General features: G+C 67.0%; 26 protein-coding genes. 10 read left to right on the plus strand and 16 right to left on the minus strand.

Annotated elements, in window-relative coordinates; translation table 11 throughout:
* Together BLV49_RS04730 and BLV49_RS04735 are read right to left on the minus strand one after the other, a co-directional pair.
* A complete protein-coding gene (locus BLV49_RS04730) occupies positions 1-2,118 on the minus strand; it encodes an ABC transporter ATP-binding protein (protein WP_091180572.1) in 2,118 nt (705 codons plus the stop codon).
* On the minus strand, positions 2,118-3,851 hold the full coding sequence (locus BLV49_RS04735; protein WP_091180575.1) for an ABC transporter ATP-binding protein: 1,734 nt from the start codon (positions 3,849-3,851) through the stop codon (positions 2,118-2,120). Before BLV49_RS04735 ends, BLV49_RS04730 begins: the two co-directional genes overlap by 1 nt.
* 195 nt (positions 3,852-4,046) lie before the next feature.
* On the opposite strand from BLV49_RS04735, the gene BLV49_RS04740 reads away from it, so the two are divergent.
* Both BLV49_RS04740 and BLV49_RS04745 read left to right on the plus strand, forming a co-directional pair.
* A complete protein-coding gene (locus BLV49_RS04740; RefSeq protein ID WP_245723536.1) occupies positions 4,047-5,012 on the plus strand; it encodes an ABC transporter ATP-binding protein in 966 nt (321 codons plus the stop codon).
* A complete protein-coding gene (locus BLV49_RS04745; RefSeq protein WP_091180579.1) occupies positions 5,009-6,073 on the plus strand; it encodes an ABC transporter permease in 1,065 nt (354 codons plus the stop codon). Before BLV49_RS04740 ends, BLV49_RS04745 begins: the two co-directional genes overlap by 4 nt.
* A gap of 13 nt (positions 6,074-6,086) precedes the next feature.
* Here BLV49_RS04745 and BLV49_RS04750 read toward each other — a convergent pair whose 3' ends face one another.
* The 8 genes from BLV49_RS04750 to ilvD all read right to left on the minus strand — a co-directional run bounded on the left by BLV49_RS04750 (position 6,087) and on the right by ilvD (position 12,253).
* Positions 6,087-6,497 carry a hypothetical protein gene (locus tag BLV49_RS04750; RefSeq protein WP_218132593.1) on the minus strand — a complete coding sequence of 137 codons (411 nt, stop codon included), beginning with the start codon at positions 6,495-6,497 and terminating at the stop codon, positions 6,087-6,089.
* A gap of 26 nt (positions 6,498-6,523) precedes the next feature.
* The gene (locus BLV49_RS04755) at positions 6,524-7,096 is read right to left on the minus strand and encodes an iron transporter (RefSeq protein WP_143033955.1); all 573 of its coding nucleotides are present in this window, start codon (positions 7,094-7,096) and stop codon (positions 6,524-6,526) included.
* Positions 7,093-7,494, minus strand: a complete 402-nt coding sequence (locus BLV49_RS04760; RefSeq protein WP_091180586.1) for a hypothetical protein — start codon at positions 7,492-7,494, stop codon at positions 7,093-7,095. The genes BLV49_RS04755 and BLV49_RS04760 overlap by 4 nt, the downstream gene beginning before the upstream one ends.
* 103 nt (positions 7,495-7,597) lie before the next feature.
* On the minus strand, positions 7,598-7,990 hold the full coding sequence (locus BLV49_RS04765; protein WP_091180590.1) for a hypothetical protein: 393 nt from the start codon (positions 7,988-7,990) through the stop codon (positions 7,598-7,600).
* A 44-nt stretch (positions 7,991-8,034) separates the two neighbouring features.
* On the minus strand, positions 8,035-8,319 hold the full coding sequence (locus BLV49_RS16665; RefSeq protein WP_143033956.1) for a hypothetical protein: 285 nt from the start codon (positions 8,317-8,319) through the stop codon (positions 8,035-8,037).
* A 15-nt stretch (positions 8,320-8,334) separates the two neighbouring features.
* The gene (locus BLV49_RS04775) at positions 8,335-9,771 is read right to left on the minus strand and encodes an HNH endonuclease signature motif containing protein (RefSeq protein WP_091180597.1); all 1,437 of its coding nucleotides are present in this window, start codon (positions 9,769-9,771) and stop codon (positions 8,335-8,337) included.
* 46 nt (positions 9,772-9,817) lie between these two features.
* Positions 9,818-10,261 (minus strand): hypothetical protein, encoded by a 444-nt coding sequence (locus BLV49_RS04780; RefSeq protein WP_091180600.1) that lies wholly within the window; start codon positions 10,259-10,261, stop codon positions 9,818-9,820.
* A 72-nt stretch (positions 10,262-10,333) separates the two neighbouring features.
* A complete protein-coding gene (ilvD, locus tag BLV49_RS04785) occupies positions 10,334-12,253 on the minus strand; it encodes a dihydroxy-acid dehydratase (RefSeq protein ID WP_091180603.1) in 1,920 nt (639 codons plus the stop codon).
* A gap of 76 nt (positions 12,254-12,329) precedes the next feature.
* On the opposite strand from ilvD, the gene BLV49_RS04790 reads away from it, so the two are divergent.
* From BLV49_RS04790 to BLV49_RS17130, 3 genes are all read left to right on the plus strand, one after another.
* Positions 12,330-13,154 (plus strand): helix-turn-helix transcriptional regulator, encoded by an 825-nt coding sequence (locus BLV49_RS04790; RefSeq protein ID WP_091180607.1) that lies wholly within the window; start codon positions 12,330-12,332, stop codon positions 13,152-13,154.
* Positions 13,155-13,228: 74 nt separating this feature from the next.
* On the plus strand, positions 13,229-13,837 hold the full coding sequence (locus BLV49_RS04795; RefSeq protein ID WP_091180611.1) for a GNAT family N-acetyltransferase: 609 nt from the start codon (positions 13,229-13,231) through the stop codon (positions 13,835-13,837).
* Between the two features lie 14 nt (positions 13,838-13,851).
* The gene (locus BLV49_RS17130) at positions 13,852-14,679 is read left to right on the plus strand and encodes a VOC family protein (RefSeq protein ID WP_245723537.1); all 828 of its coding nucleotides are present in this window, start codon (positions 13,852-13,854) and stop codon (positions 14,677-14,679) included.
* 55 nt (positions 14,680-14,734) lie between these two features.
* Here the strand turns inward: BLV49_RS17130 and BLV49_RS04805 are convergent, their stop codons facing one another.
* The 5 genes from BLV49_RS04805 to BLV49_RS04825 form a co-directional block, all read right to left on the minus strand.
* The gene (locus BLV49_RS04805) at positions 14,735-15,682 is read right to left on the minus strand and encodes an NAD-dependent epimerase/dehydratase family protein (protein ID WP_091186778.1); all 948 of its coding nucleotides are present in this window, start codon (positions 15,680-15,682) and stop codon (positions 14,735-14,737) included.
* A gap of 283 nt (positions 15,683-15,965) precedes the next feature.
* Positions 15,966-16,355 (minus strand): ectoine synthase, encoded by a 390-nt coding sequence (locus BLV49_RS04810; RefSeq protein WP_091180616.1) that lies wholly within the window; start codon positions 16,353-16,355, stop codon positions 15,966-15,968.
* Entirely contained in the window at positions 16,352-17,668 is a 1,317-nt protein-coding gene (gene ectB / locus BLV49_RS04815; protein WP_091180618.1) for a diaminobutyrate--2-oxoglutarate transaminase, read from the minus strand. The genes BLV49_RS04810 and ectB overlap by 4 nt, the downstream gene beginning before the upstream one ends.
* Positions 17,669-17,716: 48 nt before the next feature.
* The gene (gene ectA / locus BLV49_RS04820) at positions 17,717-18,304 is read right to left on the minus strand and encodes a diaminobutyrate acetyltransferase (RefSeq protein ID WP_091180626.1); all 588 of its coding nucleotides are present in this window, start codon (positions 18,302-18,304) and stop codon (positions 17,717-17,719) included.
* Positions 18,305-18,461: 157 nt separating this feature from the next.
* On the minus strand, positions 18,462-18,971 hold the full coding sequence (locus BLV49_RS04825) for a hypothetical protein (RefSeq protein WP_143033957.1): 510 nt from the start codon (positions 18,969-18,971) through the stop codon (positions 18,462-18,464).
* Positions 18,972-19,056: 85 nt separating this feature from the next.
* Here BLV49_RS04825 and BLV49_RS04830 point away from each other — a divergent pair, with 85 nt between their 5' ends.
* Both BLV49_RS04830 and BLV49_RS16840 read left to right on the plus strand, forming a co-directional pair.
* Complete coding sequence (locus BLV49_RS04830) at positions 19,057-20,268, plus strand: MFS transporter (protein WP_176980717.1); 1,212 nt, start codon at positions 19,057-19,059, stop codon at positions 20,266-20,268.
* Positions 20,269-20,435: 167 nt separating this feature from the next.
* Complete coding sequence (locus BLV49_RS16840; protein WP_091180636.1) at positions 20,436-20,702, plus strand: immunity protein CdiI family protein; 267 nt, start codon at positions 20,436-20,438, stop codon at positions 20,700-20,702.
* Positions 20,703-21,023: 321 nt separating this feature from the next.
* Here the strand turns inward: BLV49_RS16840 and BLV49_RS04840 are convergent, their stop codons facing one another.
* Positions 21,024-22,538, minus strand: coding sequence for an MFS transporter (locus BLV49_RS04840; protein WP_091180638.1), 1,515 nt, complete (start codon positions 22,536-22,538; stop codon positions 21,024-21,026).
* A gap of 47 nt (positions 22,539-22,585) precedes the next feature.
* On the opposite strand from BLV49_RS04840, the gene BLV49_RS17300 reads away from it, so the two are divergent.
* The 3 genes from BLV49_RS17300 (at position 22,586) to BLV49_RS04855 (ending at position 23,975) form a co-directional block, all read left to right on the plus strand.
* Entirely contained in the window at positions 22,586-23,134 is a 549-nt protein-coding gene (locus BLV49_RS17300) for a TetR/AcrR family transcriptional regulator (protein WP_091180641.1), read from the plus strand.
* Positions 23,135-23,380: 246 nt separating this feature from the next.
* Entirely contained in the window at positions 23,381-23,698 is a 318-nt protein-coding gene (locus BLV49_RS04850) for a type II toxin-antitoxin system HicA family toxin (protein ID WP_091186783.1), read from the plus strand.
* On the plus strand, positions 23,589-23,975 hold the full coding sequence (locus BLV49_RS04855; protein WP_091180645.1) for a hypothetical protein: 387 nt from the start codon (positions 23,589-23,591) through the stop codon (positions 23,973-23,975). The genes BLV49_RS04850 and BLV49_RS04855 overlap by 110 nt, the downstream gene beginning before the upstream one ends.
* The last annotated feature ends 161 nt before the right edge of the window (positions 23,976-24,136 follow it).

The following is a 24,136-nucleotide window of genomic DNA, read 5'->3' on the forward strand; positions in this document are numbered from 1 at the left end:
TCACTCCGCCGTGTCGCTCACCGTCGGGATCGCTCCCGTCGCGGCGGGGACGTCTTGGGTCACGGGCGATTCGGTCACGGCCTCGAGTGCCTCCTCCGTCTCGAACTGCTCCTCGCGATCTTCACCGCGGAACTGCGTCATGTACAGCTCGAAGTACGCGCCCCGCTTCTCGAGAAGCTCGTCGTGCGTGCCGTGCTCCACGATCGCGCCGTGCTGCATCACGAGAATCGTGTGCGCGTCGCGGATCGTCGAGAGCCGGTGCGCGATCACGAACGACGTGCGGTCGGTGCGCAGCGCTGCCATGGCGTTCTGCACGAGCAGCTCCGTGCGCGTGTCGACCGAGCTCGTCGCCTCGTCGAGGATGAGCAGGGACGGGTTGGCCAGGAACGCACGGGCGATCGTGATGAGCTGGCGTTCGCCGACCGAGACGCTTCCGCCCTCGGCATCCACCATCGTGTCGTACCCGTCGGGAAGCTGGCGCACGAAGCGGTCGACCATGGTCGCGGTGGCCGCCTCGACGACCTCCTCGTCGGTCGCGTCGAGCCGCCCGTAGCGGATGTTCTCTCGGATGGTGCCCTCGAACAGCCACGTGTCCTGCAGCACCATGCCGACGCGCGAGCGCAGGTCGGCGCGCGAGAGCTCACGCGTGTCGATGCCGTCGAGCAGGATGCGGCCACCGGTGATCTCGTAGAACCGCATGACGAGGTTCACGAGGGTTGTCTTGCCCGCGCCGGTCGGGCCGACGATCGCAACGGTCTGGCCCGGCTTCACGTCGAACGAGACGTCCTCGATGAGACGCGTGTCGGGCGAGTAGCTGAACGAGACGTCTTCGAAGCTCACGTGACCATCGGTCGTGGACGGCAGCGTGGCGCGAACATCGTCGGGCTCCTGCTCCTCGGCATCGAGCAGCTCGAAGGTGCGCTCGGCCGAGGCGACGCCCGACTGCACCATGTTCGCGACGCCGGCCATCTCGCTGATCGGCTGCGTGAACTCGCGGGAGTACTGGATGAAGGCTGTCGCGTCGCCGAGGGTCATCTGACCGGATGCCACGCGCAAGCCGCCGACGACGGCGATGAGCACATACGAGAGGTACGAGACGAACTGCATGGCCGGCATGATCATGCCCGAGACGAACTGCGCGCCGAACGACGCCGTGAAAAGCTTCTCATTGCGGTCGTCGAACTCCTCGAGCATCTCGGCGTCGCGGCCGAAGGCGCGCACGAGCTCGAGACCCGAGTACGACTCCTCGATGTGGCCATTGAGCGTTCCCGTGTTCTTCCACTGCGCCGCGAACAGCTTCTGCGAGCGAACGCCGATGACGCCGGCGATGATGCCCGAGAGCGGAAGGGCGATGAGCGCGATGAGCGCGAGCTGCCACGACACGATGAACATCATCGCGGCGATGCCGATGATCGTGAGCAGCGACTGCACGAGCTGCGAGAACGCCTGCTGCAGCGAGGCCTGGATGTTGTCCACGTCATTCGTGACGCGCGACATGAGATCGCCGCGCTGGCGCGTGTCGAAGTAGCTCAGCGGAAGCCGGTTGAGCTTCGCCTCGATGTCTTCGCGCAGGCGGTACACGACCCGCATCACGAGAGCGTTGAGGATGAAGCCCTGCGCCCACATGAGGATCGAGGCGACCACGTACATGCCGAGCACGATGAAGATGAGCCGGCTGAGCGCGACGAAGTCGATGCCCTGACCGGGAACGACGTTCGCGGTCGCGAGCATTTGCGCGAAGTCATCCTGCCCGGCCGCCCTCGCCTGGTCGATGATCGTCTGCAGCGGGACTCCGGCGGGAAGCTGCGCGCCGATGACTCCATTGAAGATGACGTCCATCGCCGCGCCGAGGACCTTGGGCGCGATCACGGTCAGCACGACCGACACGACGACGAGCGCGACGACGATGGACATTCCCGCACGCTCGGGCTTCAGCAGCCCCATGAGTCGCTTGGCGGAGGGCCCGAAGTGCTTCGCCTTCTTCGCGGGTGCGCCGCCGAACATGTCGCCGTCGGCTTCCGCGGGCGTGAACTCGAGCAGCTCGTCGTCGGTCTTCTGCGCTTCCGCCTCGGCGATCCCGGTCGCGGATGCCGCATTCTTCTTGTCGCGACGGGCCATCAGGCGACTCCTTCCACGCTCAGCTGGGATTCAACGATCTCCTGATAGGTCTCGTTCGTGGCCAGCAGCTCGTCATGCGTGCCTCGACCGACGATGACGCCGGCGTCGAGCACGAGGATCTCGTCCGCCTCACGGATCGTCGACACGCGCTGGGCGACGACGATGATCGCGGCATCCGTTATCGAATCGGCGAGCGCCTCCCGCAGTCGCGCGTCCGTCGAGACGTCCAGTGCCGAGAACGAGTCGTCGAACAGGAAGACCTTCGGGTTCGCGACGAGTGCGCGTGCGATGCACAGACGCTGGCGCTGGCCTCCGGACACGTTCGTCCCGCCCTGGGAGACGGCTTCGGCGAGCCCCTTCGGCTTTGCCGCGACGAAGTCGTCGGCCTGCGCAATGCGCAGCGCCTCCCACAGTTCTTCGTCCGTCGCGTCGGGACGGCCGAAGCGCAGGTTGCTCGCGATAGTTCCCGAGAAGAGGTACGGCTTCTGCGGGACAAGACCGACGACGCTCGCGAGCTGCGCTCGCGTGAGGTCGCTCACGGATGCACCGTCGATCGTGATGGCGCCGTGGCGCACTTCGTAGAGGTTCGGGATGAGATTGACGAGCGTCGTCTTCCCCGCGCCGGTCGAACCGACGATGGCTGTCGTCTTCCCCGGCTCGGCGACGAAGCTCACGTCGTCGAGAACCGGTCGCTCGGCGCCGGGATACCCGAAGGTCACGTGGGTGAACTCCACCCGACCGCGCTCGGGCGTTCCCGCCGTCCGGCGGTCGGACACGGCGTGGTCGTCTTCGCGAAGCACGTCGTCGATGCGCTCGGCGCACACGACGGCGCGCGGGATCATCATGACCATGAACACGCCCATCATGACGGCGACGAGGATCTGAAGCAGGTACTGCAGGAAGGCCGTGAGTGAGCCGACCTGCATCTCACCGGCATCCACTCGGTGACCACCGAACCAGAGCACGGCCGACGTCGCGAGGTGCAGGATCATCATGATGACCGGGAACATGAGCACGAAGATGTTGCCGACGCGCACCGACACGCGGGTGATCGCCTCGTTCGCGTCGCGGTAGCGCTCGGTCTCGTGCGGCTCGCGCACGAAGGCGCGAATGACGCGGATGCCGACGATCTGCTCGCGCAGCACGCCGTTTATCGTGTCGATGCGCTCCTGCATCTCTCGGAAGAGCGGGAGGAGGAGCTTGACGAGGATGCCGACGATGACGAAGAGCACGGGGACCGACACCCAGACGAGCCACGAGAGGCCAACGTCTTCGCGCAACGCCATGATGATGCCGCCGATGCACATGATCGGCGTCGAGACCATGAAGTTCAGGGTCATGAGCACGAGCATCTGCACTTGCTGCACGTCGTTCGTGTTGCGGGTGATGAGGGTCGGGGTTCCGAAGCGCCCGACCTCGAGGGCCGTGAGCCTGTCGACCTTGCGGTACACGGCGCGGCGCAAGTCACGGCCGACGGCCATGGCGACGCGAGCACCGCAGTAGATCGCGGCGATAGCGGCAAGCACCTGCCCGAAGCACACGATGAGCATGACGACTCCCGTGTTCCAGATGAACTCGGTGTCGCCCTTGGCGATGCCCTCATCGATGATGCGGGCGTTGAGGCTGGGCAGGTAGAGAGTGGCGATCGTCGATGCGAGCTGCAAGACGACGACGCCGATGATCCACGGCCAGTACGGCCGGGCATAGTGAAGGGAAAGGCGAAGAAGGGCCACGAGAACGTCCTGTTCGGAAGTCAGGCTCGCAGGAGTCGGATCAAGCGAGCAATAGAGACTAACCCCGTCGGGATGCCGGGCGCTATCCATCCGAAGGCGGATATTCTGCCTTCTTCGACGTCAGCGACGTGCTCTGCCGCCCGGCTCTGGCCGTTCACTCCGCTAGGCTCAAGCAAAATCCCAGAAGGGAGCGCCGTGAGCGACCCATCCGCCGTGCCGCCCGCAGGAATCGTCGTCCGCGGGGTCGCGCGCTCCTTCGGCGACGTGCACGCCGTGCGATCCGCCGATTTCGAGGTTCCGGCGGGCAGCGTGACCGGCCTCATCGGCCCCAACGGCTCGGGCAAGACGACCCTCATGCTCATGCTCGCGAGCCTGCTGCGTCCCGACGCGGGAGAGATCCGCATCGCGGGATACGACCCGGTCACGCAACCGGCGGCCGTGCGCTCGATCATGGGCTGGATGCCCGACATCCTCGGCTCGTGGGCGAGCCTCAGTCCCCGCACGGCGCTCGAGATCACCGGGCGCATGTACGGGATCGGAACGGATGCCACACGCCAGCGCGCCGCCGAGCTCATCGGCCTCGTCGGTCTCGCGGCGTTGGCCGATCAGCCAGCCCGCGTGCTCTCCCGCGGGCAGAAGCAGCGGCTGAGCCTCGCGCGCGCCCTCGTGCACAATCCGCGCGTGCTCCTGCTCGACGAACCCGCTTCGGGTCTGGATCCGGCCGCCCGCGCTGATCTGCGCACGCTGCTCCGGCGGCTGGCGGACGAAGGAACCGCGATCCTCGTCTCGAGCCACGTGCTGGCCGAGCTTGAGGAGATGGCGGATGCCGCCGTCTACATGTCCGCCGGCGTCACCGCGTCGCGCGACGCGATCAGTCGTGCCGCGACCGCTCCGCGGCAGTGGCGCATCCGTGCGCTCGACGCCGCACGGCTCACCGCCCTCCTCCCGCAGATCGGCGTGGATCCTGGCCGCATCGCCGCCGACGGCCGCGGCGTCCTCGTCAGCGTGAGCGGCGAAGCAGACGCCGCCGCGCTGCTGAGAGCTCTCGTCACCGCCGGCATCGAGATCAGCTCCTTCGCGCCTGCCGTCGGCGAGTTCGAGCACACGTTCCTCGACCTCACGCGGGAACAGCCGCCCCAGCCGAAGGGAGGAGTCGCATGACATTCGCCCGCGGAATCGGCCTCGTCATCGGCCTCGAGCTGCGCCAGCGGGTGCGCGGCGTCGCCTGGTATGTGCTCATCGGCATCTTCGTCCTCCTCGTCGGCCTCGTCACGGCCCTGCTCTGGGGAGTGTCGAGCGGCTACGACTCAGGCGGCTGGCTGTACTCGCTCATCGTCTACTTCGTGCTGCTGCTCGGAACGCTCGCCACCCCCGCGTTCAGCGGAAACTCCATCAACGGCGAGCGCGAGTCCGGCACCCTCGCCACCACACAGGTGACCCTGCTCTCGACGTGGCAGCTCGTTCTCGGCAAGTTCGTGGCCGCCTGGGTCAGCTCCCTCGCGTTCCTCGTCGCGAGCGTCCCCTTCATCGCCATCGCTCTCGTGCTCGGCAATCTGGATGCCGCCACGATCGCCGTCTCGATCCTCGTGCTCGGCATCGAACTGGGAGTGCTCGCCGCGATCGGGGTGGGCCTGTCGGGCATCGTCACGCGCCCGCTGTTCTCGATCGTGCTCAGCTACCTTGTGATCGCAGCCCTCAGCGTCGGCACCCTCATCTCGTTCGGGCTGCTCGGCAGCGTCACTCGCTCCCCCGCGACCTACACGTACGTCGGCTATGACGCCCCGTCGTACGACGAAGAGACGGGAGAGCCGATCGATCCCGTCTGCACCGAGCCGGTCGTCAGCCACAGCGAGGTTCCGCGCTTCGACCTGTACTGGGGAATTCTCGCGGCGAATCCCTACGTCGTCATCGCGGATGCCGCACCCGGCGGCTTCGACACGCACGGAAATCCGTCCAACTTGTTCAGCGCGCTCTCAAGCGGCGTGCGCTCCCTGCAGACTGTGCCGGAGCTCGACACCTACGTGAACGACTGCGAAGCCATCGGCACCGGGCAGACTCCGCCCGGCTACAAGACGCCGCAGCAGGTGCACGACGGAGCCGTGCCGAGCTGGTTCGCCGGCGTCGGCATCCACGTTCTCCTCGCGGCAGGCGCGCTGTGGTGGGCGTGGGCGCGCACGCACACGCCCGCCGGGCGGCTGCCCAAGGGCAGCCGGATCGCCTGAGCGCGCGGGACGCTTACGCGTCCTCGCGGTCGGGGTTCTCCAGCTGGAAGAAGTTCGACCGCGAGCCGTCCGACTTCTGCTCCTGGTAGATGAAGTTGAGCCTGCGGTCGTCGAAGGTCTTGAACCAGTCGTCCCATGAGACGTGCTCGAGGTTGTCGCTTCCTCCGCCGAAGTCGAAGCGCAGCACGCCCAGATGGTCGCCGTGCTCGGTGCCCTCGACGGTCGCGGGAGTCGCGTCGCGCGCCTCCGCCCATTCCTTAATGACCTCGTGGTTCGTCGTGACGAGCGAGCGTCCTTCCCGCTCGGGTTCGTCGTCCGGCGAGGTGATCTCTTGCGAGTACTTCAGCGAGTCCGACGACTCGGAACCCGTCCGCACCTTGCCGTCGTCCGGTCCCGCACCGACATCTTCCGTGTTGTCTGCCATCTCTGCTCCTCTCGTTGTCGCAGCTGTTACGACTGCGGTGGTTCGACGGGCTCGGCGCCGCGCTTCACCGTGACGCCGGTGAACTCGACGTCGGCGGCCTGTGTGAACCGGCGGCCGTTGATCTCGTCATGGCGCATGAACGTCGGCGGCTCGACGTGCACGCGCAACGTGTAATCCCCGTCCTCGGGCACCGTCCAGTTGCGCGCATAGTGATAGATCATCGGATGCCACACGAGCACTTGCTCGTGAGGGCCAAGCTCCTCGCCGCTCGGCGTGATGAGCGTGGCGCTGACCGACACCGCGGGGATGAAACGGCCATCGGACGCGTCGCACACGACGATCTCGAGGTGCAGGTTCTCCTCATGCGGGTTCTGCCACGTCAGCTCGCCGTTCGAGAAGTCGTACATGCCTTCCGCGTCCTCGACCGCGTAGCCGATCAGGTAGTCGCCGACCCGCTGCTTTCCGCCGTCCTTCGCGACCTCCTCGGTCATGTAGCGCAGCGCCTCGCCATACGCGTCGCCTTGGGCGACTGCGCGATCGAGCTGCGGCTGGGTCGCCTCTGAGGTGTTCGGATCCATCGGCGGTGTCTGATTGCTCATGCGTCCTCACGCTCCGGGTTGTCGAGACGGAAGAACGTCGATTGGCTTCCGTCGCTCTTGGTCTCTTGATAGATGAAATTGAGACGGCGCTCGTCGAAGGTGCCGAACCACTCGTCCCACGACACTTCCCGCAAGGAACCGTCGTCGTGGACGAAGTCGATCTCGAGCACGCCGAGACGATCTCCCTGCTCGGTCGCCTCGACCGTCGCCGGAGTTCCCCCGCGTGCTTCCGCCCACGCCACGATCACGTCGTGGCTCGCCGTGGCGAGGGTCGCGCCGTCATGATCGGGCTTCTCCTCGCGTGATGCGATCACTTGGGCCCGCTTGGCCGACTCCGACATGTCCGGCCCGGTGCGGAGCTCGTCGTCTCCGCCGTTCGTGTGCGTCCCGTCTGCCATAGGGCACCTCCGCATTCGATTGGGGATGCCGCCACGCTAGGCGCCGCCCCCGCGCCGCTTCAATGCCTTCCCATTCGCGCACGAGAGTGGCACAATCGCGGGCTCACGTGCGCTCCTCACCGTGATCGCCGGCGCTGTCGCCGTCGATACCCGGATGGTCGCTTGGGGACGTGTCAAGGTGAACCACTCCCTCGCCGAGCTCGTCTCGGCGCACAAGCTGCTCCTCGGCGACGACTTCGTCTGTCGAGCCATACGTCACCGTGGTTCGTGGCCGCCCGAGATACAGTTCGTTGTACACCTCGCCCGCTCCCATGACGGAGCCGGCCACGCTGCGCCGCCTCCTGCGCACGAGAGATCGGATGATCGCAACCACCGCGAACACTCCCCACGCGACATAGGTGACGTACGTCGGCCATGACTGCCCCCATGCGATGCCGATCGCGAGAGGGATGCCGCACACGACCAGCGCCACAAGGAGCAGACCGCTTCCGCGCACGTCGCAGCACCCCGCCTCGAGTCAATCGGCCGGATCGGTTGTCGTCAAGCCGCTTTGATCGCTAGCCGCGCGCCATCGATGTGACGTGGATTCTCATCGCCCTCGTGCTGGTTCTGCTTTTCTCTGCCATCAGCATCACTGCGGCCCTCCGGCGCATCGCGGTCGTCACCGAACAGAGCGCGCGCCATCTCGAATCGCTCGACGCGCAGCAGCGGGCCGACGCGCAGCACCAAACGGATGCGCAGGGCACCCCGAACGGCCCGAACCGTCCATAGTCGGCTCGACTCGACGTTCTCGTCTGTCCCGACGCGTGAACCCGTTTCGTCCAAGCGTCGAAGGTCAGGTCAGAATTGCGGATTCTCCGGGTATTCGTCGGCCCACTTCTCGTCGTCCGCGATGGTCGCGTCGACTGGCTCATCGGCGTCGGCACCGACGAGGTCAGCGATCTCGTGGTCATCTACCGGCCGGTCCCGATCGAGGGGCTCGAATCCGACCTTCGATTCCGTCCGGATTCGGTAGCTGCGTCCGAGAGGTGATGTCCAGATGACGTTGCCCATCGGGTCGCGTTCGACGGCCCATCTGGTCGCGTGCTTCAGAGTGTGATGCGCTCTGCACGTGGCCTGGCAGTTGTCGAGGTCGGTCTCACCTCCGAACTGCCAATCGACCACGTGGTCGAGGTCGCACTGCCGGGCTGATCGGTTGCAGCCCGGGAACCGGCAGGTGACGTCCCGGATCTCGATCGCCTTCCGCAGGTCCGCGGGCACCTGGTAGCGGTCGCGGCCCACCGAGAGGACCGCGCCGGTCTCGGGGTTCGTCAGCAGGCGGGTGAAGCTTGGCGCCTGTGCGGCGAGCCGGCGGGCGGTCTCGGGGTCGATCGGCCCGTATCCCTCGAGATCCGCCGGTTCGTCACTCAGTCCCATGAGTGTGAACACCGGAACCGTCACGTGCACGGTCGGGCGAATCGCCCCCATACGGCCAGCCAGCGCGGGACCTGTCGCCGCGTCATCGTCGGCCGGGTCGGTGCCGCTGACGAAGCCCGTCATCGCGGCGTCGACGAACGAGTCGACGGTCAGCTGGGCGACGGTGCGCTCGTCGCCCGCTTTCCGCAACGACTTCGCGGTGGCGTGGGACGCGTTGTAGAGGCTCTGCACGATTTCGATGCGGTCGTAGCAGGCGAGCCAGCCCATGCCGTCGTGGCCCTTCCACACTTCCAGGCGCCGCTCCTCGAGGGCGCTCGTGTGGCGCTCGGTGATCGACTCCGGCGCAAGGCCTTCCCGGATGCGGATCGCCTGCGCCTTCAGCTGGCTCGGTGTGCTCGTCTCCGCGTACTCCAACACCGCCTCCTCGAACACGGCGAGGTCGTCGCGATCCAGTCCGGTCGACTCCCGAACGATGCACTCCGCGTGCGGCAACGAGATCCGGCCGGCCTTCAGCGACCGGAGAGTGTCCGGAAAGTCGGCGACGAGCACCTCGGCCGTCTCGAGCATGGACCGGACTTTGCTTTCGGACACGTGCAGCGCGAGCGCGAGGTCGGCACCCAGCGATCGACGAACCATCTCGCGGGTCCTGCCGTCGGCAGCCCCGGAGCCCGTGACCAGTTGAGGGTCCGACAGTGCGAGTTCCAGAACGTTCACGAGCTGGCCGGTCATCTTCGCTTGAGCGCGAGCGATTCGCGCGTGCTGGGCGGCAATGTCGTCGACCAGGCCCGAGAGCCGGTCGGCCCAACGGCGAGGACCGCCGGGATCATCGGGTCTGCCCCGTAATTCGTCTTCGAATTTCATGACGGTAGTCAATCACGAGCCACCGACATTCATTCGAATACGCGTACTAGCCAGAGTTCCTCACTCGTGCTCGCTGCGCGCGCTCGGCGATGCTCAGGCCCAGCGAGGCGAGCACAACGATGAGAAGCCCCCAGACGCCGATGAGCACGAGGCCGTGCTTCAGGGAACCGATCTCGTGCAACAGCCACGTCAGTGCGGCGCAGCCCGTGACGAGCGCGGCCGCGGTCGCGATCCAGATCCGGCTGCGGGCGTCGCTCGAGTGCCTCAGCAGCACGAGCACGAGAGCGGCGGCAACCGAGGCGACGAGCCCGACGACGGCACCGATAACGGCCGAGATGAGCCCGAACACGACGGCGAGCTCCGGAGCCATCCCGTCGGGCGAGTTCGCCCCCTCGATGAGCGTGCCGACGGCTGTATAGCCACCACCCGCGACGGCTCCTCCGACGGTCGCGGCGAGCACCATCGTCACGATGTTCCCGAAGCGCCACATGCTTTCAGTGTGCACCAGCCGGGCGACGCCGTCGGACCATCGCGTCACACCTGTTGGGGTGACAGCGCGGTGTCAGGGCTGCAGCGCAGCGGCATCCGCCCCCAACGCATCCTGTGCCTCGACCAGGCGCAGCGCCCGCTCGACCTTGTCGACGTCGCGCACGGCGCCCTTGTCGGCCGATAGCGCCATCGCGGCGTACGCGCGAAGCGCCGGCGAGACCACGCGCTCGCGTTCACGCGGCTTGAAGCCGCCGTTCGCGAGCAGGGCGCGGCGGCGCTCGTCGAGCACGGCCTCGTCGACGTCGAGGGTCATCGAGCGGCTCGGGATGTCGATCGAGACGATGTCGCCGTCCTCGACGAGGGCGATGAGCCCGCCGGATGCCGACTCGGGCGAGATGTGGCCGATCGAGAGGCCGGAGGTGCCGCCCGAGAAGCGGCCGTCGGTGATGAGCGCGCACTTCTTGCCGAGCCCGCGGCCCTTGAGGAACGACGTCGGGTACAGCATCTCCTGCATGCCCGGGCCGCCCTTCGGGCCCTCGTAGCGGATGACGACCACATCGCCCTCGCCGACCTCCTTCGAGAGGATCTTCTGCACGGCCTCGTCCTGCGACTCGCACACGACGGCCGGGCCCGAGAACGTCCAGATCGACTCGTCGACGCCGGCGGTCTTCACGACGGCGCCGTCGACGGCGAGGTTGCCGCGCAGCACCGCGAGCCCGCCGTCCTTCGAGTAGGCGTGGGCGACGTCGCGGATGCAGCCCTCGGCGGCATCCGTGTCAAGCGTCGCCCAGCGCTCCGACTGGCTGAAGGCCGTCGACGAGCGCTTGCCGCCCGGTGCGGCGTACCAGAGGTCCATGGCGTCGTCGGATGCCGCTCCGCCGCGCACGTCCCACGCGTCGAGCCACTCGACGAGCGAGGGCGAGTGCACGCTGTGCACGTCCTCGTTGAGCAGACCGCCGCGACGCAGCTCGCCGAGGATCGCGGGGATGCCGCCGGCGCGGTGCACGTCCTCCATGTAGTAGGTGCGGTCCTTCGCCACGTTCGGCGCGACCTTCGCGAGGCACGGCACGCGGCGCGATACCGCGTCGATCTCGTCGAGACCGAAGTCGACGCCGGCCTCGTGCGCGGCGGCGAGCAGGTGCAGGATCGTGTTCGTCGAGCCGCCCATGGCGATGTCGAGCGCCATGGCGTTGCCGAACGCCTCGGGGGTCGCGATCGAGCGCGGCAGCACCGACGCGTCGTCCTCGTCGTAGTAGCGCTTCGCGATGTCGACGACCGTGGCGCCAGCGTTCTCGTACAGCACCTTGCGCGCCGTGTGGGTCGCGAGCACCGAGCCGTTGCCCGGCAGCGAGAGCCCCATCGCCTCGGTGAGGCAGTTCATCGAGTTCGCCGTGAACATGCCCGAGCACGAACCGCACGTGGGGCACGCGCTCTCCTCGATGCGGAGCATATCGGCGTCCGAGATGCTCTCGTTCACGGCATCCGATATCGCGTCGACGAGATCGAGCGAGCGCACCGTGCCGTCGACGAGTGTCGCCCGGCCGGACTCCATCGGGCCGCCGGAGACGAACACCGTCGGGATGTTCAGGCGCAGCGCCGCCATGAGCATGCCCGGCGTGATCTTGTCGCAGTTCGAGATGCACACGAGCGCGTCGGCGCAGTGCGCGTTGACCATGTACTCGACCGAGTCGGCGATGAGGTCGCGGCTCGGCAGGGAGTAGAGCATGCCCGAGTGGCCCATGGCGATGCCGTCGTCCACCGCGATCGAGTTGAACTCGCGGGGAATGCCGCCCGCCTGCTTCACGGCCTCGGAGACGATGCGGCCGACCGGCTGCAGGTGCGTGTGGCCGGGGACGAACTCGGTGAAGCTGTTCGCGATCGCGATGATCGGCTTGCCGAAGTCGCTTCCCGCGACGCCGGCCGCGCGCAGCAGTGCGCGGGCTCCGGCCATGTTCCGTCCGTGGGTGACTGTTCGAGAGCGCAATTGGGGCATGCAAGCAGTTTGAGGCAGTCGAGCGGATGCCGGAAGGCAGTGTTTCTACTAGTAGTGGCACTACTAGTGTTGAGTCATGGCGGATTCGCGGCGCACGGAACTCGGGGGCTTTCTGCGCGACCGGCGCACCCAGCTCTCGCGCACCGAGGTGGGCCTGCCGCCGCGCAGCCGAGGCGGGGACACCGGGCTTCGTCGCGAGGAGGTCTCGTACCTCTCGGGCGTGAGCGTCACGTGGTACACGTGGCTCGAGCAGGGCCGCGACATCAATCCGTCCCGCCAGGTGCTCGAGTCGATCGCGCGCACCCTGCGCCTCGATGCCTCAGAGCACGCGTACGTCCTCTCCCTTCTCGGCTACTCGGCGCCGCCCGCGGCGAGCGCACCGCCGAGCCATGAGGCGCCTGCCCACCTGAAGCGCCTGCTCGACGCGTGGGATGTGCCCGCCTTCGCGCTCGCCCCCGATTGGGGCGTGCTCGCGTGGAATGAGGCCTACGAGCGCCTCTACCCGGGCATCGGTTCCGTGGCGCCCGAGAACCGCAACCTGCTGTGGATGGTGTTCACCGACGGATACGTCCGCCGGCTGCTCCCCGACTGGGAGCTCACGAGCCGCCGCTTCCTCAGCGAGTTCCGCGCCGAGACCGGGCCCCGCCTCGGCGATCCGGCGCACGGCGTGCTCGTCGAGCGCCTGCGCGAGGCGAGTCCCGAGTTCCGCGCGGGCTGGGACAGCCGCGACATCCAGCGCTTCGCCTCGCGCGAGCGACTGTTCGATCACCCCGACGTCGGCTTGCTGCATCTCGAGCACCACCAGCTCGCTCTCTCCGACCACCCCGAGATCCACGTCGTCGTCTACACCCCGATGCCGGGGACGGATGCCGCCGAGCGCCTCGCCCGACTGCGCGAATAGCGTGCGGGCGTGTACTGCGCCGGCTCCGCGGCGTACCCTTCCTTGTGACGCGGCTGCACCGTCAAGGAGGACTCATGGCCGAACCGGAGATGCGAGTCGTTCCCGCGAACGAGGCGACCGCCGATCAGCTTGATGTGATTTTCGGCACGCGCGGCGAGCCGGCGCGCTGCCGTTGCCAGTGGTTCAAGTCACAGCAGAAGGAGTTCCGGGCCACTCCCATCGAGGAGCGAACCGAGGCGCACTATGCACAGACGGAGTGCGGGAATCCCGAGGCGTCGTCGACGAGCCGGCTTGTCGCGTTCCTCGACGATGAGCCCGTCGGCTGGTGCGCCGTCGAGCCACGCACCGCGTACCCGCGGCTGCTCAGTTCACGTTCGACCATTCCTTGGGCGGGCCGGAACGAGGACCGAGCGGACGGCGACGTGTGGTCGGTGACCTGCTTCGTGACACGGACGGGCTTTCGTCGACGCGGTGTGAGCCGCGCTCTTGCTCGCGCTTCCGTCGGCTTCGCTCAAGATCGGGGAGCGAGGGCGCTCGAGGGCTACCCGATGATCACGACCCCGGACACGAAGGTGACATGGGGTGAGCTCTTCGTGGGAAGCCGGGGGATTTTCGCGGATGCCGGGTTCACAGAGGTGAGCCGGCCGACGAAGCGCCGCGTCGTCATGCGAATCGACTTCTGAAAGGCGGCCGAGTCATGAGTGTGCGCAGCCTCAATCATGTGGGGATCGTGGTCGACGACCTCGATGCCGCGATCTCGTTCTTCGCTGCTCTCGGGGTGAACGTGCAGGGGCGATCATCCGTCGACGGCGAGTGGGTCGACAGGGTCATCGGCCTCGACGGAGTGCGCAGCGAGATCGTCTCCCTCAGGGTGCCGGGCAGCGACGTGTGGCTCGAGCTGTCGAAGTTCCACTCCCCCGGCATCGACGGCGCCCCGAACCAGCCGCCTGCGAACCGGCGCGGCCTGCGGCACCTCGCATTCGTCGTCGACGAGGTCGATGCCACGCTCGCGCATCTTCGAGAAATGGGCTACGACATGGTCGGGGAGGTGCAGGACTACGAGGACATCTACCGCCTCTGCTATGTTCGCGGTCCCGAGGGAATCATCGTCGAACTCGCCGAGGAGCTTGGCGCGGAGGAACGAGCGACGCCACCATCGGCAGAGGAAGCGGTGCACGCAAGAGTCATCACCCCGAATCTTCCCGTCGACGACATCGAGACGGCCAAGGAGTTCTACGTCGAGTTCCTCGGCCTGAGCGACGAGGAGTTCAACCTCGGCTGGGTGGCGCGCTTCACCTCACCAGACACCGGCGCGCACGTGCAGCTCGTCACGCGCGATGCCACGGCACCGGAAGACTCGCAGCTGTCGGTTCACGTCGACGATGTCGACGCCGCGTATGCCGAGGCCCAGCGTCGTGGCTACGAGATCGTCCATCCCCTCACGGAGGAGGAGTGGGGCGTGCGTCGTTTCTTCGTGCGCGCGCCGAATGGCAGCATCCTGAACATCGTCGCCCACCGGGACTGACCGCGAACTTCGCGTGCCCGCTCTACCTCACGCCGTGCGCTCCGGCGTGGGATGACTAGCCTGACGTCTCATGGCGAACGACATCTGCGCACCAATGTGCTTCGTCGCCGAGCAGCTCGATGGCCGTGCCGATCGGGCGGTAGCCGAGGTCGAGCGATGCGGAGGTGTCGAGCACGATCGGATGCGCAGCGTGCCACGGATGCTCCCCGCCATCAGCGCCGGCCGGCAGGAGGTCAAGCCTTCCGCTCCATCCCAGGTGTTCGCCGACAGCGGCGACGATCTGCGCCGCGGTCGGACCGTCGGGATCGGCGCTGTTCAGAATGCGCCGCCCCGGCCGGAGCGCGACAGTCTCGATGAGGGCAGCGGTGTTGACGGCGGCAGTGAGATGGTCCACGGATTCTCCGCGGTCGGCGAGAGCGATCACGGGCTCGCCACGCAGCATCCGTGTGACGAACGACCGCGTGCGCGGGTTCCGCGCCCATCGGCCGTGCACCTTCGACGGTCGGATGACGGTGACGGGAAGCCCGCTGTCGAGCGCTGTGTTCTCGGCGGCGACTTTCGAGGGCGCATAGCCCTCGCGGGTGAACGGCGAGACCTCGTCGCCAGCGGGCGGCAGGGTGCGGTTGTCTTCGCGAATCGGAAGCTCGAAGCGCGGCCGCTCGTCGCCGTTGATGTGTCTGCCGACGGAATCGACGTAGACGGCGCGGCTCGAGATCAGCACCGTTGACGCCGCGGACGACATGACAGGGAGAAGCGCGCGAACATCGCGCGCTGAGTAGGCAACGGCGTCGACGAGAAGCTCCGCACCCTCGCCCATCAGGGTGGCGATCTCTCCCGTATCCGCCCGGTCTATGGCGTGAAAGGCAACACCCGCGTCGCGGAGCTCGCCGGGCATTGCATTCGCGTGACGCCCCGTGACGTCGACGTCCCAGCCCCGCGAAGCGAGGCGCAACGCGGTGGCGCCACCGATCGCACCGGTTCCGCCCAAGATGATCGCACGCATGAAATCCTCCGCGGCCACGTTAGTGGACGATTGTCGCGCGCCAATATCTCGGGTCGAGCACGTTTCCGTTTACAGAAGATCAGCAATACTCGCAGGCGACGAGAGGTAGGAGCCCTCAAACCACGTGCTTAAATCTGCAGAACGGGCCGCCACGCCGCACAAGTCCGTTCTCAATCGGCGTGTCGTCCACATTTGCAGAAATTAGCCGCGCGATCTCTGCGGCTTAAACGACGGATGCCGCCGACGGGGCCCGTGCGGGGCGCCGTCGGCGGCATCCGATCTCTCAGTCTTCGGTGATGAGCGGGTACACGCCGTTCTCGTCGTGCACCTCGCGACCGGTCACCGGCGGGTTGAACACGCACACGCACTTGATCTCGGTGCGCGGGCGCACGATGTGCTTGTCGTGATCGTTGAGCAGGTAGACGGTCCCCGGCTTGAGCTCATGCGTCTCTCCCGTGCCCTTGTCGGTGATGGTGCCCTCACCTTGCGTGATGAACACGGCCTCGATGTGGTTGGCGTACCAGAACTCGCTCTCGGTCCCCGCGTAAAGCGTGGTCTCGTGCAGCGAGAAGCCGACGCCCTCCTTGGCGAGGATGATGCGCTTGCTTCGCCAGTTGTCGGTCTTGATGTCGGCGTCGGTGTCGGTGATCTCGTCGAGTGTGCGGACGATCATGCGTAGCTCTCCTCTCGGCCGGGGATGATGGATGCCGAGTCGGCGAGCTCTCCCGAGGCGACGCTCGCGAAGGCTCCCTCGAGAATCTCGAGCCCGGCCTCGAGTTCCTCGTCGGTGATGGTGAGCGCGGGCAGCGCCTTGACGACCTGGCCTTCCGGCCCGGCGGTCTCGATGAGCAGTCCGCGCTCGAACGCCGCCTGGCTGACCCGATCGGCGATCTCGCCTGTCGCGCACTCGATGCCCTGCGCGAGGCCGCGGCCCTTCACGCCCACGGTGATGCCGGGCGTGACGTCGACGATCGACTGGAAGCGCTTCGCGACCTTCTCGGCCTTGGCGCGGATCTCGAAGCTGAACGCGTCGTCGGCCCAGTACGCGCGCAGCGTCTCGGCGGCCGTGGCGAAGCCCGCGCTGATGCCGCGGAACGTGCCGTTGTGCTCGCCGGGCTCCCACACGTCGAGTTCGGGCTTGATGAGCGTGAGCGCCATGGGGATGCCGTAGCCGGAGATGGACTTCGACAGGCACACCATGTCGGGAACGATCCCCGCCTCCTCGAAGCTGAAGAAGGTGCCGGTGCGGCCGCAGCCCATCTGGATGTCGTCGATGATGAGTAGGATGTCGTGCTTGCGGCACAGCTCGGAGAGCCCACGCAGCCACTCGACGCGCGCCGGGTTGAGGCCGCCCTCGCCCTGCACGGTCTCCACGATCACGGCCGCGGGGGTGTTGAGGCCGCTGCCGCTGTCGGTGAGCATCTTCTCGAAGTAGAAGAAGTCGGGGTAGTCGCCGTCGAAGTAGTCGTCGAACGGCATGGGCGTGGCGTGCACGAGCGGAACGCCCGCGCCGCCGCGCTTGAGCGAGTTGCCGGTCACCGAGAGGGCGCCGAGCGTCATGCCGTGGAAGCCGTTCGTGAAGCTCACGACGGACTCACGGCCCGTGACCTTGCGGGCGAGCTTGAGCGCCGCCTCGACGGCGTTCGCTCCACCGGGCCCCGGGAAGACCATCTTGTAGTCGAGACCACGCGGCTCGAGGATGAGCGAGTTGAACGTGTCGATGAAGTCGTTTCGCGACGACGTGAACATGTCGAGCGAGTGCATGACGCGGTCGTCGCTGATGTAGTCGAGCAGCACCTTCTTGAGCGCGGGGTTGTTGTGCCCGTAGTTGAGAGCACCGGCTCCGGCGAAGAAGTCGAGGTATTCGGCGCCCTCGTCGTCGTAGAGCTTGCTGCCGCGGGCGCGGTCGAACACCACGGGCCACGAGCGGGAGTAGCTGCGCACCTCGGACTCGAGGGAAATGGTGCGGTCGGTAATGGGAGACATGGGGTTCCTAACGGTGTGAGGAAATCGAGCGGATGGACGAGGACGCCGCTATGGCTCAGTCGCCACCAGTTCGCGAGCATCGTCGGCGATCCCGTCGTCGAGGACGAAGATCGGGCCGATCTCATAGAGCTTCTCGGCGTCGTGCCCGTCGGGGAAGTGGGCGGGCTCGAACAGCGGGTCGACGGTGATCGGGGCCTTCTGCCACCGCTTCGCGAACGAGGCGAACAGCTTCTGCGACGCCTCGTTGTCGTCGGTGATCGTGGTCTCGACGGAGTGCACATCGTCGGATGCCGCGACGGCGCCGAACAGCTCGTCGAGCAGTCGCCCGGCCAGTCCCTTGCCGCGGGCGCTCTCGTCGACCGCGATCTGCCACACGAACAGGTGGTGCGGGCTCTCGGGGCGCACGTGGCCGATGACGAAGCCGACGACGCGGCCGTCGATGACGGCGACACGGCTGGTCCGGGCGAAGTCACGGCAGTACACGAGGTAGGCGTACGAGGAGTTCACGTCGAGCGTCTTCGAGTCGCGCGCGACGCGCCACATCTCGGCGGCGTGCCGAACCTCGGGTTCGACGATCAGCGCGCCCGGCGGGGTCTCGACATCATGGACAGGGGTGATCTCTTCAGTCACAGACATATGGCCCCCGACGTTACCGAGGCCCTGTAGTCGCTTCAACAGCTGGGCGAGATACCCGGAGACCCCTCAGATTTGCCCGATCCCGCGTGATATATGGCGGCGCGAAGTTCCGCATGATCTCGCGGGGCGGCGATCGGATGCCGCGAGCGGAGCGGCGTCAGAACAGCCCCAGCCAGAGCATTGTGATGAAAACGAGACCCGCGGCAAGATACGGGATCACGCCGATGAGCGCCGCCCTGACAGGGGAGCGCCGCCGCAGCGGAGCGACGCAGAGGGCGAGCGTCAGCGGCATCCAGAGATGCACGGCCCAGAAGCGCGGCGAGGCGAGCGAGAGAAGAGCGGATGCCGGCGCCTCACCGCCCGGCACGAACAGGGCGACAACGACGATGACGAGTTCGGCGAGCGCGACGAGACCGATGACGGGAGCGACCCACCAGTACAGGGTGCCGCGCCGGGAGAGCAGCACGCCGAGGCCGCCGACGACGATCGCGCCGAGAACGGCCCACACGCCCGCCGAGACGAGGCGGTCGACCTGCGTGAGCCCGCTCTGCATGGCGCGGTAGACGATGCCGCCGAGCAGGTGCACGAGCAGCAGGTAGGCGGGGATGGTGCCGATCGACACTCCGACACGCAGCCACGGGCTGCGTCGGGTCTCGATGTCGCTCATGGGCACAGCGTACGGGCGGCGACTGGGCGAACGGCGAACCCGTAAGCTGGACGCTTCTGCTCTTCCCCTTCACGAACGGCCCGCTGTGTCCTCGCACGACTCCGCGTCAGACGACGCACGCTTCCCCTGGATCGGACTGCTCACCCTCGCCGGCGCGATCTTCGTCTCGGTCACGAGCGAGTTTCTGCCGACGGGGCTGCTGCCCGACATGGCGAAGGAGCTCGACGTGAGCCTCTCGACGGCGGGCTACCTCGTCACCGTGTTCGCGGGAACGGTCGTCGTCGCGACGACGCCGCTCGCCGCCGTCACCCGCAACGTGTCGCGCAAGGCGCTCGTGGTCATCGTGCTTCTCGTGATCGCGCTCGCGAACCTGCTCGCCGCGATCGCGCCCACCTACGAGCTGCTCGTCGGCGCGCGCATCCTCGGCGGGCTCGCGCACGGCCTGTTCTGGGCTGTCGTCGCCGCCTACTCGGCGCACCTCGTGCCCGCCCACCAGCTCGGCCGTGCCGTCGCCATCACCTCGGGCGGCGGATCGGCCGCGTTCGTGCTCGGCGTTCCCGTCGGAACGGCGCTCGGCCACCAGCTCGGCTGGCGCGCCGCCTTCGCCATCATCGCGGGCATCGTCGTCGTGCTCGCGATCGTCGTCGTGCGGTTCCTGCCGGCCGTGAACCATCAGGTCCCGCTCCGCACGGGCGAGATCGCGATTCCCGTGCGCCGCGACCGCAGCCTGCCCGGCATCATCATCGTCTGCATCGTGATTTTGTTCATGCTCACGGCGCACAACACGTTCTACACGTACATCGCGCCGTGGCTCGTGCAAGCGGCCGGATTCTCGGCCGACAGCGTCGCGTTCCTGCTGTTCCTGTTCGGCGGCGCCGGCGCCGTGGGCCTCGTGATCGCCGGCTTCGCCACCGACCGGTTCCCCAAGCGCGGCTTCGCGATCGCGGTGCTCGCCCTCATGGCCGCCGTGACCGTGTTCGCTCTCGCGACCGCGAACCAGGCCGTCGCGACCGCGGCGTTCGTGCTGTGGGGCGTCGCGTTCGGCGGCATCCCGGCCATGCTGCAGACGCGCATGCTGCACACCGCGTCATTCCGACTGCGCGATCTCGCCGCGGCGCTCCAGACGACCGCGTTCAACGTCGGCATCGGCGGCGGAGCGCTTCTGGGCGGCCTGATCCTCTCGCACAGCGGCCTCGGCACGCTGCCGGCCGTCACCGTCGCACTGTTCGCCGCCGGCCTCCTTCTGAGCGTGGGAACGGATGCCGCTCGCGCCGCGCGAGCGCGCCGGGCGAGCTGACCGAGGGCCCTGCAATCCTTGCGCGTCCTCGGCACGGTGTACGTGTGCCGTGACTGGGAGGAGGGCCCACAATGCCGCACGCTCCCGGGCTTGGCGAGTGCCAGCGGCAGTGACGCTTCGGAACGCGTTCGACACCAGCAGATGATTTCGTCGGGGAACTCCCGATCGTGTTCGTCTACCCCGAGTGGACAGTTGCCTATCCGCTCTGGGGCGAGCACACACCGCTCGAGCCAGAGGACCTCGGGATCAGCGGTCGCCTCGGCGAGGACCTGCGGCAGTGGCAGGCCGATTGGGAAGCGAACGTCTCTCTGGATTCCGGCTGGTCCTCGCCATCAGAAAGGTCCGCGAGGGAGGAGCGAGGACGCGAACTCGTGGACCGCCTCGAGGCCGAGCTGCTGTGCCGAGCGCAGGTGGTTCAGCGCTTCATGAGTTGAGCTGGGCCGCAGCTCTACCGTCGGTGCGTGGGCAGGTCGCTAGGATCACCTCATGCTGAAGAGACGATGGAGCCTCGCCCTGATCCCTGCCCCTTCAGGGAGCGCTTCGATGTGATCGACGACGTCTCGCAGACACGCGACGCGATCTCGAAGGCCTGTGACGAGAACGGCACGGGTATCGTCATCCTCGCCACCCGCGGCGGGTGACAACAGCCACGTGCGATCCCAGAGGGACCAGCGTTACTCATAAGAACCGTGTCGAGGATTATGAGTAACGGCGTTACTCATAATGTGCGATGCATCGATTATGACTAACGGCGCCTACGACGCGCGGCGCAGCGTGACGAGCGACACCACGATCGCCACCACGATGAGGCCCGCGCCGAGCCAGGACGCGATCGACACCCCGCTGCCGAACGCGGTGATCGCCGCCTCGCGAAGAGCGTTGCCGATCGCCTCGGGCAGCTCGCCTGCCACGTGCATCGCGCCGCCGATTGTCTCACCTGCGGCCGCGGCATCCGCCCTGCTGACGCCGGCAGGGATCTCGATGTGGCCGCGGTAGGAGGCTGTCAGGACGCTGCCGAGAGTCGCGACGCCCAGCACGGATCCCAGCTCGTACGCCGTCTCTGACAGTCCAGACGCCGCTCCGGCCTTCGAGGCGGGAGCGTTGGCGAGGATGAGGTCGTTCGAGACGGTCTCGGCGCCGCCGACTCCGATGCCGAGCGCGACCATGGCGAGGGCGATTCCCCACGCGCTGACCGTGCCGCCCTGCACGGCGATGCTGCCGTAGCAGAGCACCGAGAAGCCCAGTCCGACGGCGATGACGATGTGGGCGGGCACACGTCGGACGATCGGCACGACGACGAGTCCTGCGATGATCATCGCGGCGAGTCCGGGCACGAGAACGAGTCCGGCGATCATCGGCGAGAGGCCGAGCACGAGCTGCAGGTGCTGTGTGATGAAGAACAGGCCGCCGACGAACGCGATGATGCTGAGAAGGTTGATCGCGATCGCCCCGCTGAACACCGCATTCCTGAACAGGGAGACATCGAGCAGCGGGTGCTCAAGGTGCAGCTGCCGGCGAACGAACAGAACGCCACTCACGATCGCCACGACAAGGGCGAGCCCGGACGCGATGTTCGCGCCCTGATCGACGACGTTCTTGATCGCCCAGACGAGCGGCACCATCGTGAGCAGCACAAGCGCAGCACTCCACAGGTCGATGCGCGAGCCGACAGGGTCCTTCGACTCGCGGACGAGAAGCGGGAGCAGCACGAACAAGGGAAGCAGCACGGGAACGGCGAGCAGGAACACGGAGCCCCACCAGAAGTGCTCGAGCAGGAAGCCGCCGGCGATCGGGCCGAGCGCGCCGCCGCCGGCGAAGCCACTGCCCCACACGGCGATGGCGAGACGCCGCTGCTCGCGGTTGAGGAACAGATTGCGCAGCAGCGAGAGAGTCGAGGGCATGAGCGTCGCGCCGAACAGCCCGAGCGCCGCGCGCGCGGCGATGAGTGCTTCGGCCGTCGGCGCGAATGCCGCGAGCACCGAGACGATGCCGAATCCTGCGGCGCCGATCAGCAGGAGCTTGCGGCGCCCGATGCGATCGCCGAGGCTGCCCATCGTCACGAGGAGTCCGGCGAGCACGAGCGGGTACACGTCCAGGATCCAGAGCAGCTGCGTTCCGGACGGTATGAGTGCTTCCGAGATCTCGGGCAGGGCGAAGTTGAGGATCGTGTTGTCGACGGAGATCAGCAGCACGGGCAGCATGAGCACCGCGAGGCCGACCCACTCGCGCATGCCGGCCCGGGGCACCACGGGGACCTCCGCAGTCTGCATTTTCCACCTCCGTCGAAACTGTACCGTCTGGACGGTATAGTAGCATCATGGCTGAGACCCGAACCACCGCCGACCGCCTGCTCGACTCCTTCTGCGCCCTGCTCATTGAGGGCGGCGAGAAGAGCGCGACTCTCGAGGCCGTCGCCGCGCGCGCCGGTGTCTCGAAGGGCGGCCTGCTGTACCACTTCGGATCGAAGAAGGCGCTCGTCGACGGCGTCCTCGCCCGTCTCCACCGCTTCGTCGAGGAAGACGACGTGGCCATGGCCGCGGCTCCCGAAGGACCTGTCGCCTACTTCATCCGCACGTCGACCGATGCCGGCACGCAGTACGACGTGGTGATCAACGCCACCGTGGCGCTCGCACAGGGCGGCGACCGCGACGCAACCGCCGCCCTCGCCGAGACGAGGTCTCGCTGGCACGACGCACTCATGGCCGAGGTGCACGACGCCGACATCGCTCTTGCCCTGCTGTTCATGAGCGACGGGCTCTACTTCGCGAGCGCACTGCCCGAGGCATATCCAGAACTCAACCGCCGCGACGCGACGGATTTCGCCGAACGGATGCTGGCGGTCGCCCGCCGCCTCACCACACGCTGAGCAGCAGGACGCGGCAGGAAGCGCGAACGACGCTCAGCGGCATCCGAGCTCCGGGGTCTTGCGAGGTAACGCAAAGTTGCCCTCCACAGCAGGCCGCATAATCCGTTATCCACGTCTCTCCTCGAGACAAGACTTGAACACGTCGCTCATGCTGGTGTTGTGTTTGCATCTGGTTCACCGCTCCACTTCTCGACGGTGCCTATGCGGGATAAACAGTGTCTGTCTATGCCGGGGTATACAATTGCTATGAAGGACGTCAAACGCAGCGAGGTCGAGCGATTCTTACGGACGATCGGGTACACGATCGAGCGCGAAACTGGTCCTCACACGTGGTGGGCAAGGGACGGTTCTCGCGCGGTTCCTCTGCCTCGTCACCGGAAGATATCGCCCGGTGTACTGCGCAGCATAGAAAAGATCGTCGGACATGTTCCTGACATCTGGAATGAGCAACGTAATGGTCCGCACAACATACAAACTCAACATCTCCCGCCAGGGTTCATGGTGGATCATCGATGCCCCCGACATCGACTACCGCACCCAGGCACGCTCACTTGCCGGAGTTGACGAGATGGGACGGGACCTAGTCGCCGGCGCGCTCCGTATTGATCCCGACTCCTTCGATCTCGACGTCGATATCGTGCGACCCGACGACGTCGCCGCCATTCTCGAGCGCGCCGCACAACTCGACGAAGAGGCGCACGTCGCTACAACGCAGGCCGCTCGCAGTCGGCGAGAAGCGGCGCACACGCTTCGTCACACCTATCGGATGTCTGTGATGGACGCTGCACGTGTCCTCGGGGTCACTCGTGCTCGCGTGTACCAGTTACTCGCCCACAAATAGTCTGCGATTTACGGGTGCTCGACGTAAAGATATTCGTCGTCGGCAAGCCAGCACTCGAACATCGACCTCGATGAGAGCATTCGCGTACTCAGAGCGCTCTGGCGCGATTGAGTGGCGGCATCCGAGTTTCTTTTCCGTCGATGTCGATTCCGTGCCTCGCC

The organism is Paramicrobacterium humi (genome assembly GCF_900105715.1).
GTDB classification, from domain to species: Bacteria; Actinomycetota; Actinomycetes; order Actinomycetales; family Microbacteriaceae; genus Paramicrobacterium; species Paramicrobacterium humi.